The organism is Streptomyces sp. NPDC046985 (assembly GCF_040644415.1).
Classification (GTDB): Bacteria; Actinomycetota; Actinomycetes; order Streptomycetales; family Streptomycetaceae; genus Streptomyces.
Genome location: NZ_JBEYWK010000013.1, coordinates 203,641 through 217,432, shown reverse-complemented (window position 1 = coordinate 217,432; position 13,792 = coordinate 203,641). Strand labels below are relative to the sequence as shown.

Genomic DNA, 13,792 nt, shown 5'->3' with positions numbered 1-13,792 from the left:
CCTCCCGCTCGACGGCTGCGGTACCCTGACGCCATGCGTGCCGTACGCCTTCTGCTTAGCGAGCCGCGCTGATCAGTCCCGACCGCCGGCCAATCGGACGGTCGGAACCGGCGCGGCGTCCCCTCCTGTGCGAGGGGATTTTTCATTTCCGGAAAGTCGCAGCCGCGGGCAGAGACGATCGATGGAGCTTTGAGGATCATGAGCGAGACGAACCCCGCCGCCCCCGCCGCCGCGTCGGCGGAGGCTGCGCCGCACCGCTACACGGCCGCCGTCGCGGCCGAGATCGAGGCACGCTGGCAGGACGTATGGGACGCCGAGGGCGTCTACGCCGCGCCCAACCCCGAGGGCGACCTGGCGGGCGACCCCGAACTGGTCGCCCGGCCCAAGAAGTTCATCATGGACATGTTCCCGTACCCGTCCGGTGCGGGCCTGCACGTCGGCCACCCCCTGGGCTACATCGCCACCGACGTACACGCCAGGTTCCAGCGGATGACCGGGCACAACGTGCTGCACACCCTGGGCTTCGACGCCTTCGGCCTGCCCGCCGAGCAGTACGCCGTGCAGACCGGCACGCACCCGCGCGTGTCCACCGAGGCCAACATCGCGAACATGAGGGCCCAGCTCCGCCGGCTGGGCCTCGGCCACGACAAGCGCCGCTCGTTCGCCACGATCGACCCGGAGTACTACAAGTGGACCCAGTGGATCTTCTTGCAGATCTTCGACTCCTGGTACGACGCCGAGGCGGGCAAGGCCCGGCCGATCTCCGAGCTGATCGCCCAGTTCGAGTCGGGTGAGCGCGCCGTGCCGGGCGCCGACGGCCGTACGCGCGCGTGGAGCGCGCTGACCGCCGCCGAGCGCGCCGCCGTCCTGAGCGAGTTCCGCCTGGCCTACGCCTCCGACGCGCCCGTCAACTGGTGCCCCGGCCTGGGCACGGTGCTGGCCAACGAGGAGGTCACCGCCGACGGCCGCTCCGAGCGCGGCAACTTCCCGGTCTTCAAGTCCAAGCTGCGCCAGTGGAACATGCGCATCACCGCCTACGCCGACCGTCTGCTGTCGGACCTGGACGGCCTGGACTGGCCCGACGCCATCAAACTCCAGCAGCGCAACTGGATCGGCCGCTCGGAGGGCGCCCGCGTCGACTTCCCGATCGACGGCGAGCACATCACGGTCTTCACCACGCGCCCCGACACCCTGTTCGGCGCGACCTACATGGTGCTGGCGCCCGAGCACCCGCTGGTGGACGAGTTCACCCCGGACACCTGGCCGGAGGGCGCCCACGCGGTGTGGACCGGCGGCCACGCCTCGCCCGCCGAGGCCGTCGCCGCCTACCGCGCGCAGGCCGCCGCCAAGTCCGACGTCGAGCGCCAGGCCGAGGCCAAGGACAAGACCGGCGTCTTCACCGGCGCGTTCGCCGCCAACCCGGTCAACGGCGAGAAGGTCCCCGTCTTCATCGCGGACTACGTGCTGATGGGCTACGGCACCGGCGCCATCATGGCCGTCCCGGCGCACGACAGCCGCGACTTCGCCTTCGCCCGCGCCTTCGAACTGCCCATGCGCTGCGTGGTCGAGCCGAGCGACGGCCGCGGCCTCGACCCGGCCGCCTGGGACGACGCCTTCGCCTCCCACGACGCGACGATCGTCAACTCCTGCGGCGACGACGTGGAGCTGGACGGCCTGGGCGTCGCCGACGCCAAGGCGCGCGTCACCGACTGGCTGGAGCGCCGGGGCCTCGGCGAGGGCACCGTCAACTTCCGGCTGCGCGACTGGCTGTTCAGCCGCCAGCGCTACTGGGGCGAGCCCTTCCCGATCGTCTACGACGAGGACGGCGCCGCCCACGCGCTGCCCGAGTCGATGCTGCCGCTGGAGCTGCCCGAGGTCGAGGACTACTCCCCGCGCACCTTCGACCCCGACGACGCGGACACCCGGCCCGAGACGCCCCTGTCGCGCAACGAGGACTGGGTGAACGTCACCCTGGACCTGGGCGACGGACGCGGCCCGCGCCGGTACCGCCGCGAGACCAACACCATGCCCAACTGGGCCGGTTCCTGCTGGTACGAGTTCCGCTACCTGGACCCGCACAACGACCGGCGGATGGTCGACCCGGAGATCGAGCGGTACTGGATGGGCCCCCGCGCGGGCCGCCCGCACGGCGGCGTCGACCTGTACGTCGGCGGCGCCGAGCACGCCGTGCTGCACCTGCTGTACGCCCGCTTCTGGTCCAAGGTCCTGTACGACCTGGGCCACGTCTCCTCCGCGGAGCCGTTCCACAAGCTGTTCAACCAGGGCATGATCCAGGCGTACGTCTACCGCGACAGCCGCGGCATCGCGGTGCCCGCCGCCGAGGTGGAGGAGCGCGACGGCGCCTACTTCTACCAGGGCGAGCAGGTCTCCCGGCTGCTGGGCAAGATGGGCAAGTCGCTGCGCAACGCGGTCACCCCGGACGAGATCTGCGCCGAGTACGGCGCCGACACGCTGCGGCTGTACGAGATGGCGATGGGCCCGCTGGACGTGTCCCGGCCGTGGGACACGCGTGCGGTGGTCGGCCAGTTCCGGCTGCTCCAGCGGCTGTGGCGCAACATCGTCGACGAGGGCGCCGGCGAGGTCACCGTCTCCGACGCCGCGCCCGACGAGGAGACCCTGCGCGCCCTGCACAAGGCGATCGACGGCGTCCGCCAGGACCTGGAGGGCCTGCGCTTCAACACCGCCATCGCCAAGGTCACCGAGCTGAACAACCACCTCACCAAGACGGGCGGAGCGGTGCCGCGCTCGGTCGCCGAGCCGCTGGTGCTGATGATCGCGCCGCTGGCCCCGCACATCGCCGAGGAGCTGTGGCACAAGCTGGGTCACACCGACTCCGTCGTCCACCGGGACTTCCCCGCGGCCGACCCGGCGTACCTGGTGGACGAGACGGTGACCTGCGTCGTCCAGATCAAGGGCAAGGTCAAGGCACGCCTGGAGGTGTCGCCGTCGATCTCCGAGGAGGACTTGGAGAAGACCGCGCTGGCGGACGAGAGGGTCGTCGCGGCGCTGGACGGCGCGAGCATCCGCAAGGTCGTCGTCCGGGCCCCGAAGCTGGTCAACATCGTCCCGGCGTGAGGTGACGGGGGCCGCGGCGGGGCGGCGGGCGCCTCCGCCGGTGTGGGCCCCGCTCCCGGTGCGGCCGCCTCCGCCGGTCCGGCTGCCTCCGCCCGTGCGGCCGCCTCCGGGTAGTCCCTTACGGGCAGGTTCGGGGTTCTGGTGGAACCTCGGGCCTGCCCGCTGCGTTTACCGTTGAAGAGCGGCGCGGCTGCGTGCCGCCCGAGCCGAGGAGGAGCGCCGTGGAAGCACTCGTCACCGTCTTCGCCGTGCTCTTCCTGCTCTGCCTGGCCGTCGGCGCCTATGCGGCGGTCAAGGCCGTCGGCGCCGCCAAGCGCGGGGTGGACCGCACCATCGGCCAGGCCCGCCGCGCTGTGGAGGACCACGCCCTACGGGCCAAGTCCTTCGCCCCGCCCGGCCCCGGCCGCGAGCTGGCCTCGCTGCGGCTCACCCTGCGCACCTCCATGCGTGCCACCCAGGACGCTCTGTACGCGGGCGCCGCCGAGGACGAGTCGCTGAAGGAGTCCATCGCCCTGTTCGAGCGCCTCAGCGCCTACGGGCGGGAACTCGACGCGGAACTGCGGCGCCTGGAGAGCGAGCCGGACCGCGCCACGCTCGCCCAGCAGATCCCGGCGCTGCGCGAGCGGACCCAGCGCGTCACACGGTCGGCCGACTCGCTGCGCTGGGCCGCCCGCGACCGCGCCCGCCGTTTCGCGGAGGACGACCTGGACGAGCTGAGCGCCCAGATCGACGTCGAGGCCGGCGCCCTGCGCCACTGGACCAGGCCGGCGCCCCCGGCCGCGGCGTCCCCGTCCTGGCCCGAGCCCGCCCCCGCCGACGAAGACGGACAGGGCATGCAGGAGCCCCCGCTGCCCACGCACGGATCGGCGACGGTCCAGCAGCCCGCCATCACGCCGCCCGCGCCCCGCTCCGTGTTCTCCTGGCAGAAGAAGCCCCGCCCCGAGAGCACCACGTGATCGGGTCACCGGACCACCCGGTCAGAGGGGCTGGGCTGCCGCGCGGACGCTACGGCAGGTAACCTCCAGCTCATGTCCCGCCATGTCGCGATCGTCACCGATTCAACGGCCTACCTGCCGCCGCGGACGATGGAGCGCCACGGCATCACCGCGGTCCCCCTGACCGTCGTCCTCGGCGACCAGGCGCTGGAGGAGGGCACCGAGATCTCCACGCGGTCCCTCGCCCAGGCCCTCCAGAAGCGCCGGTCCGTCACCACCTCCCGCCCCAGTCCGGAGGTCTTCGCCGAGACCTACCGCGCGGCCGCCCGGTCCGGCGCGACCGGCATCGTCTCCCTGCACCTGTCCGCGGAGCTGTCGGGCACCTACGACGCGGCGGTGCTCGCGGCGCGCGAGGCCCCGGTGCCGGTGCGCGTGGTGGACACGGGGATGGTGGCGATGGCGCTCGGCTTCTGCGCGCTCGCCGCGGCCCGCGCGACCGAGAACGGCGGCTCCGTGGACGACGCCGTCACCGCCGCGGAGAAGCGCGCCGGGGACACCTCCGCCCACTTCTACGTCGACACGCTCGACTACCTGCGCCGAGGCGGCCGGATCGGCGCCGCGCAGGCGCTGCTCGGCTCCGCGCTCGCCGTGAAGCCGCTGCTCCAGCTCCAGGACGGCCGTATCGAACTCCTGGAGAAGGTGCGGACGGCGTCGAAGGCGATCGCCCGTCTGGAGGAGATCGCCGCCGAACGTGCGGGCGGCGAGGGCATCGACATCGCCGTCCACCATCTCGCCGCCCCCGAGCGGGCGTCCGCCCTCGCGGACCGGCTGCGGGCGCGCGTGTCCGGACTGGCCGACCTGCATGTGAGCGAGGTGGGGGCGGTGATCGGCGCTCACACCGGTCCTGGGCTGCTGGGGGTCGTGGTCTCACCGCGGTGAGCGGTGTGGGGGTGTGGGTGTGGGGGTGTGGGTGCGGGGCGCGTTGGCCGGGGGGCGCGCATTGTGGGTCGTGGGTCGCGTGGCTCGCGTGGCTTCTGTGGGGGTCCACGGCGGTGGCGGCGGTGCCTGGGCGTGGCGAGCGAGCGGGCGGCCTTCGGTGAAGGCGAGTGGGTTCCGGCGTAGGCGGCGGGCCGACCTCCGGCAGGGGGCTGGGCGCGGCAGGGGGCTGGGCGGGGTCCGGGAGGGGGCTGGGCGATCTCCGGCAATGACGCGCGTGGGTGACGGACTTATCCACAACTGGGCGGTTATCCCCGGGAATCCAGCAAGATCATCGCGGATGTGCCTCGTTGGCCCAAGCTCCTCGCATGGCACTTCGCGCACAGTCACGCACCGCTACGGCGACCAGTGGTCCGGGTCGCGGCCCCGGCTCCGACGGTCGCCACCGGCACCGTCGCCCCGGCCCACCCACACGTCGCGGACATCGGCGGCCGCCCGCACCGGCCGCCGAGGAACTTCGCCGCCGCGCGCACGCGCTGTTCACCGAACGCCCCATGCCGGTCGGGGAGTCGGGAAGCGGACCGCCGGGGGACACCCCACGGGGCGCCGGGGCGGCTGAGCCGGACCCCGGGAGCCGTCCGCCCGGCCCGCCCGCTCAACGCCCGGCCACCGCCACCGCCCCCGACGTCTCCACGGCCGCCCGCCGCGCTCACGCCGTGGAGCCCGCCGCGCCCCCGGCCGCCTCGGTGCCCTTTGGCGCCGCCGCGCATGACGCGGGGTCGGTCGCGGAGGCCCACGCCGACCGGTTCCTCGCCGCCGATTCGGCCGCCGCTGAAGCGGGGCCGTCCGACTGGCGGGACCGTGCCGTGCTCGCGCTGCGCGAGCGGATGCCCCTGTGGGTGCAGACGCGATGCGAGCTGGAGCGCCGGCATGTGATCGCCCTCGCGGCGGTGTTCGCCCTCGCCGCGATCCTCGCCGTGCAGCACTTCTGGACCGGCCGCACCCAGACGGTCCACGCCCCCGACGTGGTGCGGGCGGCGGCCCCCGCCACCGTGAGCGGAAAGGACCAGGGCGCCCGCCCCGGCGCCCCGGCGTCAGAGACCACCGCCACCGCCACGGCTACGGCCACGGGACCGGCCATCGTCGTGGACGTCGGCGGCAAGGTCCGCCACCCGGGGATCCGCCGCCTGCCGGCCGGGTCACGGGTGGCCGACGCGCTGCGCGCCGCGGGCGGAGCGCGGCCCGGCACGGACCTCGACGGACTCAACCGGGCCCGCTTCCTGGTGGACGGCGAGCAGGTGGTCGTCGGCGGTCCCGCTCCGGTCTCGGCGCCCGCGCCGGGTTCGGGCGCCGGGGGCCCGGCCGGGACCGGCCCGGCGGGCGCCCCGCAGGCGCCGGTCCCGCTGAGCACGGCCACCGCCGAGCAACTGGAGGCGCTGCCCGGCGTCGGACCCGTGCTGGCCCAGCACATCGTCGAGTACCGCACGCAGCACGGAGGCTTCCGCTCGGTGGACGAGCTGCGCCAGGTCAGCGGCATCGGCGACCGCCGCTACGCCGACCTGCGCAGCCTGGTGACGTCATGAGCCGCACGCGCTCCGCCGTGCACGCGGCCGCGGAAAGCCGCCTCGGGGCCGCCCGTCCCCGGCAGGAGGGACCGGCCGACCTGCGCCTGGCGCCTCCCGCGCTCGCCGCCTGGGCGACGGCGGCCGTAGCGGTGACCGCGCCCGCGCGAGGGGTGGCCGTCTTCGCGCTCGCCTGCACCGCCGCGGCCGCCGTCCTCCTGACCGGTCCGCGCTTCCTGACCGGCCTGCGACGCCGAAGCGGTCAGCGGACCGCGGCGCACACGGGAATCGGCGGGCAGGCCGGTTTAGTGGAACCGGGGGAGCAGGGCGGAGCCCACGAACGGAGCGCACTCCGCGAGCAGCGCGGACTCGGCGGATTCGGCGCGACGAGCGGAATCGATGGATCATGCGATCCGGGCGGACTCGGCGGAACTGACAGGTCGCGCGGTCCGAGCGGACCCAGCGGCTCGGGCGGCTCGGGTGGCTCGGGCGGAGGGAGCGAAACTGAACCAGCCGGGCCGCGGGGCCTCAACGCACTCGCCGCACTCGCCGCATCCAGCGGACCCGGCGAGCCCGCCGCACCTGCCGCGCCCAGCGGACCCGCCGAACCGAGCGAGTCCGCCGGGTCTGGCGAACCTACCCAACCGGCCGAAGCGAGCGCACCGCGCGGTCCCCGCGCACCCACCAGTCCCGGCCGACTGCCCGGCTTCCGCTCCCGCGCCTGGTCCCGCGTCTCCGCCGCCGCCGTGCTGCTCGGGGCCGCCGCGGCAGCCGCCTCCGCTGGGTTGCATGGCGCCGATGTGCGGCGGGGCCCGGTGCCCGCCCTGGCGCGGCACTACGCCACGGTGACCGCCGAGGTGGAGCTGACCTCCGACCCGCGGCTCACCCGCCCCCGGGTGAGCGGCGACCACATGGCGCCGGTCTCCGTGCTGGTCGACGCGGAGGTGCGGCGGATCGAACGGGTGGGCCAAGGGAGCGCGGTGGCGACCCGGACGCCGGTGCTCATCCTGGTGGACGGCGGCGCACGGCACTCGCCGTGGCTCGGTCTGCTGCCCTCGACGCGGCTCAGGGTGACCGCGCGGCTGGCGCCTCCGCTGACGAGCGGCGACCGGATCGCGGCGGTGCTGCGGGTCCGTGATCGAGTGGCGCCCGAGGCGGTCGGCGGGCCGTCCGGACCGCAGCGGCTGGCGGGCCGGCTGCGGGCAGGACTGCGGGAGGCGACCGACGGGCTGCCGACGGACGCGAGGGCGCTGCTGCCGGGTCTCGTCGTCGGGGACACCTCGCGGATCACGCCCGAACTGGACCAGGCGTTCAAGGACACGGACCTCGCGCACCTTCTGGCCGTCTCCGGCGGCAACCTCACGATCCTGCTCGCCCTGCTCATCGGGCCGCCCGGCCTGGCCCAACACGTCGAGCGCCGCGGCCTCGCCCCGCGCCTCGGCCTGCCGCTGCGGGCCACGGCTCTGCTGGGCGGCCTGCTCACGCTCGCCTTCGTGGTGGTGTGCCGCCCCGACCCGAGCGTCCTGCGCGCGGCCGTCTGCGGTGCCGTCGTGCTGCTCGCCCTCGCGGCCGGGCGCCGCAGATCGCTCCTCCCCGCCCTGGCGGCGGCCGTCCTGCTGCTGGTCCTCTACGACCCGTGGCTGGCCCGCAGTTACGGCTTCCTGCTCTCGGTGCTGGCCACCGGCGCCCTGCTCACCCTCGCGCCGCGCTGGAGCGAAGCCCTGCGGCGGCGCGGGATGCCCGCCCGCCTGGCCGAGGCGCTGGCGGCGGCAGCGGCGGCGCAGGCCCTGTGCGCACCGGTGGTCGCCGTGCTGTCAGCGCGGGTGAGCCTGGTGGCGGTGCCGTGCAACCTGCTCGCGGAGGTCGCGGTCGTACCCGCCACCGTGCTGGGCTTCGCGGCCTTGGCGAGCGCGCCGGTGGCCATGCCGTTGGCCAAAGCGTTTGCATGGGGCGCGAGTTGGCCCGCGCGGTGGATCGCGGACGTGGCCCGGAGCGGGGCTTCGCTGCCCGGCGGGGGAGTGGACTGGCCGGGCGGCTGGGCGGGGGCGCCGTTGCTGGCTCTGGCCGTCGTGGCGGTGGTCCTGCTGGGCAGGCGGCTGCTGGCACATCCGTGGTGGTGCGGTCTGTGCGGGGCGCTGCTCCTCCTCGTGGTGATGCAGCCGCCGCCGTTGACCCGGGTGATCACGGGATGGCCGCCCCCGGGCTGGCGGTTCGCGATGTGCGACGTGGGGCAGGGCGACGCGACGGTGCTGGCGGCGGGTCCGGGCGCCGGAGTGGTGGTGGACGCCGGGCCCGACCCGAAGCCGGTGGACCGCTGCCTGCGCGCGCTCGGCGTCACCCGGATCCCCCTGCTCGTCCTGACCCACTTCCACGCCGACCACGTGTCCGGGCTGCTCGGCGTCCTGCGGGGGCGGTCGGTGGGGGCGATCGAGACGACGGGCTTCGAGGAACCCGCGGAACAGGCGGCGTTCGTCCGGAGGGAGGCAGCACGGCGGGGCATCCCGCTCACCCGGGCCGTCGCCGGGGAGGAGCGGCGCGTCGGGCAGCTCACCTGGCGGGTGCTGTGGCCCCCGCCGGCGCCCGCTCCGGCGCCGGACGGCCCCAACGACGCCAGCGTGGCGCTGCTCGTCCGCTCCGGCGGACTGCGGCTCCTGCTGCTGGGAGACCTCGAACCGCCGTCCCAGCAGGCGCTGACCCGGTCACCGGAACTGGCCTCGCTGGCCCACGTGGACGTGCTGAAAGTCGCTCATCACGGGTCGGCGTACCAGGATCCGTACCTGATACGGGTGGCGGCCCCGCGGATCGCGCTGATCTCCTGCGGTGCGGGCAACGTGTACGGGCACCCGGCGCCGAGCACCGTCGCCGCGCTGCGGGCCGAGGGCGCGGTGGTGCTCCGCACGGACCGGGACGGCGCGCTCGCGGTCACCGGGTCGGGCCCCGGCCTAGGCGTGACGCGAGACTGAGCGCACGGAAGACACAGAGGGCACAGAGGGCATCGAGGGGACGGAAGGCATCGAGGGCATCGAGGGCACAGAGGGCACAGAGGGCATCGAGGGGACGGAGGACGCTGAGGGCATCGAGGGGATGGAGGGCGCTGAGGGGACGGACGGCATGGACACCGCGCAGACGGACGCCTGTACCTGCGGGACATGTGAGCAGCCCGCGAGATCCCGTCCACCGGAACCGAACCCACATGACCGGGCGGGGACCGACTCGCGGCGACGCGCCAGACCCCGCGTCGAGGTGGACCGGCGCGTCGCGATGGACCGGCGCGTCGCGGTGGACCCGCGCGGCGCCGTCGCCTTCCGTCAGGAGCGCCCCATGGAGCGGTAGGTCCAGCCGGCGGCTCGCCAGGCGGCGGCGTCGAGGACGTTGCGGCCGTCCAGTATGTGACGCTCGGCGACGACGGCGCCCAGTTCGGCCGGATCGAGCTCACGGAACTGAGCCCATTCCGTGAGGTGCAGCACGAGGCGGGCGCCCTCGGCGGCCTCCAGCGGCGAGCGGGCGTAGTCGAGGGCGGGATACGCCTTGCGGGCGTTGTCCATCGCCTTGGGGTCGTACACGGTGACCTGGGCGCCCTGGCGCTGGAGCTGCCCCGCCACATCGAGGGCGGGGGAGTCCCGGATGTCGTCGGAGTCCGGCTTGAAGGAGGCGCCGAGGACGGCCACCCGCAGGCCGCGCAAGGCGCCGCACTGCTCGCGAGCCATCTCGACCATCCGGGACCGACGCCGCGTGTTGATCGAGTCGACCTCGCGCAGGAACGTCAGCGCCTGTCCGACGCCGAGTTCACCGGCCCGCGCCACGAACGCCCGGATGTCCTTCGGCAGACAGCCCCCGCCGAAGCCCAGCCCGGCGTGCAGGAACTTGCCGCCGATCCGCTCGTCGTAGGAGAGAGCCTCGCTGAGCCGGACGACGTCCGCGCCGGCGCTCTCGCACATCTCGGCCATCGCGTTGATGAAGGAGATCTTGGTGGCCAGGAACGAGTTGGCGGCCGTCTTCACGAGTTCGGCGGTGGCGAAGTCGGTCGCCAGGAACGGCACGCCCTCGGCGATCGGCGTGGCGTACACCTCGCGCAGCAGCCGCTCGGCTCGCTCGCTGCGGACACCGGCCACCAGCCGGTCCGGGTGCAGGGTGTCCTGCACCGCGAAGCTCTCGCGCAGGAACTCCGGGTTCCAGGCCAGCTCGGCCGCGGCGCCCGCCGGCGCGGCCGCGGCGATCCGCTCCGCCACCCGGTCAGCGGTGCCGACCGGCACGGTGGACTTGCCGACCACCAGGCAGGGCCGGTCCAGGTGCGGGACCAACGCCTCGACCGCGGCGTCCAGGTGGCGCAGGTCCGCGCTGAACTCACCAGCTAGCTGCGGGGTGTTCACGCACAGGAAGAACAGATCACCGAACCGCCCCGCCTCCTCGTAGGAGGCGGTGAACTTGAGGCGGCCGGTGGAGCCCTCGCCGCCCTCGACATGCTGGAGCAGAAGCGTGTCCAGGCCGGGTTCGTAGAACGGCAGGCGTCCCTGGTTCAGGGAGGCCACCTTTTCGGCGTCGACGTCCACGCCCAGGACCTCGAAACCGAGTTCCGCCATGCAGGCGGCGTGAGTCGCGCCGAGATAGCCGACTCCTATGACGACCACCTTGAGGCGTGCGGAGCCTCTTTGCACGGTCTACTCCTCTGTTGAACTCGTACGACGACGGGAGTGCCGGCCGCCCAGCGCGGGCGCCGGCGGGACATCAGAGCCGCGAGGAGTCCAGCAGCCCGACGCGGTGGGCGAGTTCGGCGATCTCCTCGACGCGGTCCGAGGTGGTGAGGACGGACCGGGTCTGCCCCTCGCTCTGCGACGCCCGGCCCTCCTGCCAGACGACGGCGCCGTCGCGGATCCGGAGCGCCCGTTCCTTGAGCCGCGGACCCTGGACGATGACCGAGAAGGTGTCCGCCTCCGTCTTCACGTAGTGCACCATCTCGTCGTCGATCGCGTAGGAGCTCCCCGCCCCCTCGGTCCGGACGACGGAAGGGCGCGGCAGCGAACCGCCGTTCTCCATCACGGATCTCACCCATCGCTCCGGGCCGTACAGCGCGTGGTGGTAGGAGCCGTGCAGGACCAGGGTGTGGAAGGGCCAGCGGTGGCTGTGCGGCTCGTCTGCCCGGTCCTCGAAACGGTGCAGCCGGATGCGCCACTGGTTGACCGGGTCGTCCCACAGCACGAGCCGATCACCCCAGCTATGCCGTTCGGAGAGGCCGAGCAGCCGTTCGTCCGTGAGCACTCCGGCCAGCAGGTCCCGGAGCGGACCCGGCCGGCACAGCTCGTCGAGCGCGGTCCGGCTCTGTCTCTCCGCCGTCTCGACACACGTCCAGTCCAGACGTGACAGCGCGTTCATCAAACGATCCATGAAGCTTTCCCCTTTTGGACGGTTCTGTGTGGTGACGGACCCGGGACGGATCAGACCTCGGCCAGAGCCTCGGGAGCGGTGTCGTACGACTGGTGCACCAGCTCCTGGCTGGCGGCCATCAGAATCGTGCGGTCGTAGCGGCCGCGAACGGGGTCCACGTCGACGCGGCGGCCCGTGCGCACGGCCCAGGACTCGGCCAGCCGGCCGATGAAGGCCGCGTAGCGGGGGTCGTTGTGCGGAAAGGCGAAGCCGACCTTGTCGGTCCGATGGGTGATCTCGTCCGGGACCAGCCCCCGGGACGCCGTGCGCAGCAGCGCCTTGGTGGTGAAACCCTGGATCTTCAGGTGCTCCGGGAGGGAGAAGGCGAAGCTCACCACCCGCGGGTCGAGGAACGGGCAGACCTTGTCGACGCCCCAGTACTTGTCGACCTTCGCGGTGTCGAGCAGCGGCGGCGCGGAGATCGCGATGTCGGCGAGCCCCATCTGGTCCACCAGCCGGCCCGAGCGGTCGAACTCGCGGCGCACCAGCTCCCGGTACCGGTCCTCGTCCCGGTCCGGAGTCCCGCGGCGCATCAGGCCGTAGTACTTCTCCCACTCGGGAGTCGCGGCCGGGTACTGCCCCAGCTTGGCGAACAGCGGCTCGTAGTTGACCAGCATCGGATGCCGCCTGAACAGCGGGGCGGACGCCTCCCGCTCGCGGTCGAGGTACATCACGAGGTAGCGCACCTCCCCGCCGAGTGCCTCGTCCGCCCCGTACCCGCTGAACAGGACGCGCTCGCCCCGGGCGGCCGCCTCCCGCGCTATCCAGTACTCGGTGAAGTGGGCGGCGTTGGCCTTCACCTCGTCGAAGATCGCCATGGTGGTGGGAAAGTGCTTCACGAAGTCCTCGGCCTCTGGTTCGAGCACGACGTGCTCGGCGCCGATGTGGTCGGCCACCCGGCGGGCGTGCGGGCTCTCGTCGTACACCGAGTCCAGCTCGCGGAAGGCCGTCGTGTAGACGCTGCGAGGCCGGTGGCCGATGGCGTCGAGGGCGCAACTGACCCAACTGCTGTCCTGGCCGCCGCTCAGGAACGCCGAGGGCTCGCCGCTCGCCGGCAGCCGGGCGCGCAGCGCCGTGTGAAGGAGCGCGCGGAGCTCTTCGGCCAGCTCCTCGTCACCGCGCGCGTCCGGCTCCCGCGGCTCGATCCGCCAGTACTCCTCGGTGCGGTGGCGCCCGTCCGGGCGCACAGTCAGCCGGGTTCCGCCCTCCAGCTTGCTGACGCCGCGGAACATCGTCTCGGCGCCGACGGGGGTCTCGAACACCTTCACGCTGTCCGGGACGTACAGCTCGGCCTCGGGCAGCACCGCGACCAGGCCGCGGAGGGACGAGGAGAACACCACACCGCCGTCCCGCGTCGTCGCGTGGTAGAGCTGCTCCTCACCGATCCGGTCCCGGATCAGTTCCAGCCCCCACGGACCGGTGCGGGCGATCACGAACTTGCCGTTGGCCTGCGCGAGGAGCCGCTCCGGGCAGCTCTCCAGGAGAATCGCCAGCAGGTGAGCGGCGTTGTCCGGGCGCGTCCGCGGGGCGACCGCCGCCGCCAGCCGCTCCAGTTCGCGGAGGTTGTACAGGTCGCCGCAGAACGCCAGCGCCTGCCGGCCGTCGGTCCACAGATGCGCGTCCAGCGTCTGTCCCGGGTAGGCATGGCCGCTGACCGTCAGAGCGGCGTCCGGCAGCACGACCTCGCGGCTGGACAGTGCGAGGGCGGACAACTGGCGGTCGGCCCGCGGACCGGTCGGCGTGCCGAAGCGCCCGGAGAGATAGCTGATGGGTGCGAGACGGGCACGGCTGAGTGTCATGAGGGTGGCCTTTCGCGGAGGAGCGGGGCACGGAGAACTGCTG

Annotated in this window: 8 protein-coding genes; 5 read left to right on the top strand and 3 right to left on the bottom strand. The window is 73.6% G+C overall.

The window, feature by feature from the left end:
* The first annotated feature begins 198 nt into the window (after positions 1–198).
* From leuS to ABZ861_RS18930, 5 genes are all read left to right on the top strand, one after another.
* Positions 199–3,096, top strand: coding sequence for a leucine--tRNA ligase (gene leuS / locus ABZ861_RS18950; RefSeq protein WP_361631451.1), 2,898 nt, complete (start codon positions 199–201; stop codon positions 3,094–3,096).
* A gap of 221 nt (positions 3,097–3,317) precedes the next feature.
* A complete protein-coding gene (locus ABZ861_RS18945; protein WP_361631449.1) occupies positions 3,318–4,052 on the top strand; it encodes a hypothetical protein in 735 nt (244 codons plus the stop codon).
* A 72-nt stretch (positions 4,053–4,124) separates the two neighbouring features.
* A complete protein-coding gene (locus ABZ861_RS18940) occupies positions 4,125–4,970 on the top strand; it encodes a DegV family protein (protein ID WP_361631447.1) in 846 nt (281 codons plus the stop codon).
* A gap of 551 nt (positions 4,971–5,521) precedes the next feature.
* Entirely contained in the window at positions 5,522–6,550 is a 1,029-nt protein-coding gene (locus ABZ861_RS18935; protein ID WP_361631445.1) for a ComEA family DNA-binding protein, read from the top strand.
* A gap of 677 nt (positions 6,551–7,227) precedes the next feature.
* The gene (locus tag ABZ861_RS18930) at positions 7,228–9,492 is read left to right on the top strand and encodes a ComEC/Rec2 family competence protein (RefSeq protein WP_361631501.1); all 2,265 of its coding nucleotides are present in this window, start codon (positions 7,228–7,230) and stop codon (positions 9,490–9,492) included.
* Between the two features lie 345 nt (positions 9,493–9,837).
* Here ABZ861_RS18930 and ABZ861_RS18925 read toward each other — a convergent pair whose 3' ends face one another.
* From ABZ861_RS18925 to ABZ861_RS18915, 3 genes are all read right to left on the bottom strand, one after another.
* Positions 9,838–11,184, bottom strand: coding sequence for a UDP-glucose/GDP-mannose dehydrogenase family protein (locus ABZ861_RS18925; protein ID WP_361631443.1), 1,347 nt, complete (start codon positions 11,182–11,184; stop codon positions 9,838–9,840).
* A 70-nt stretch (positions 11,185–11,254) separates the two neighbouring features.
* Positions 11,255–11,911 (bottom strand): hypothetical protein, encoded by a 657-nt coding sequence (locus ABZ861_RS18920; protein WP_361631441.1) that lies wholly within the window; start codon positions 11,909–11,911, stop codon positions 11,255–11,257.
* Between the two features lie 50 nt (positions 11,912–11,961).
* Complete coding sequence (locus ABZ861_RS18915; RefSeq protein WP_361631439.1) at positions 11,962–13,749, bottom strand: asparagine synthase-related protein; 1,788 nt, start codon at positions 13,747–13,749, stop codon at positions 11,962–11,964.
* Between the last annotated feature and the right edge of the window lie 43 nt (positions 13,750–13,792).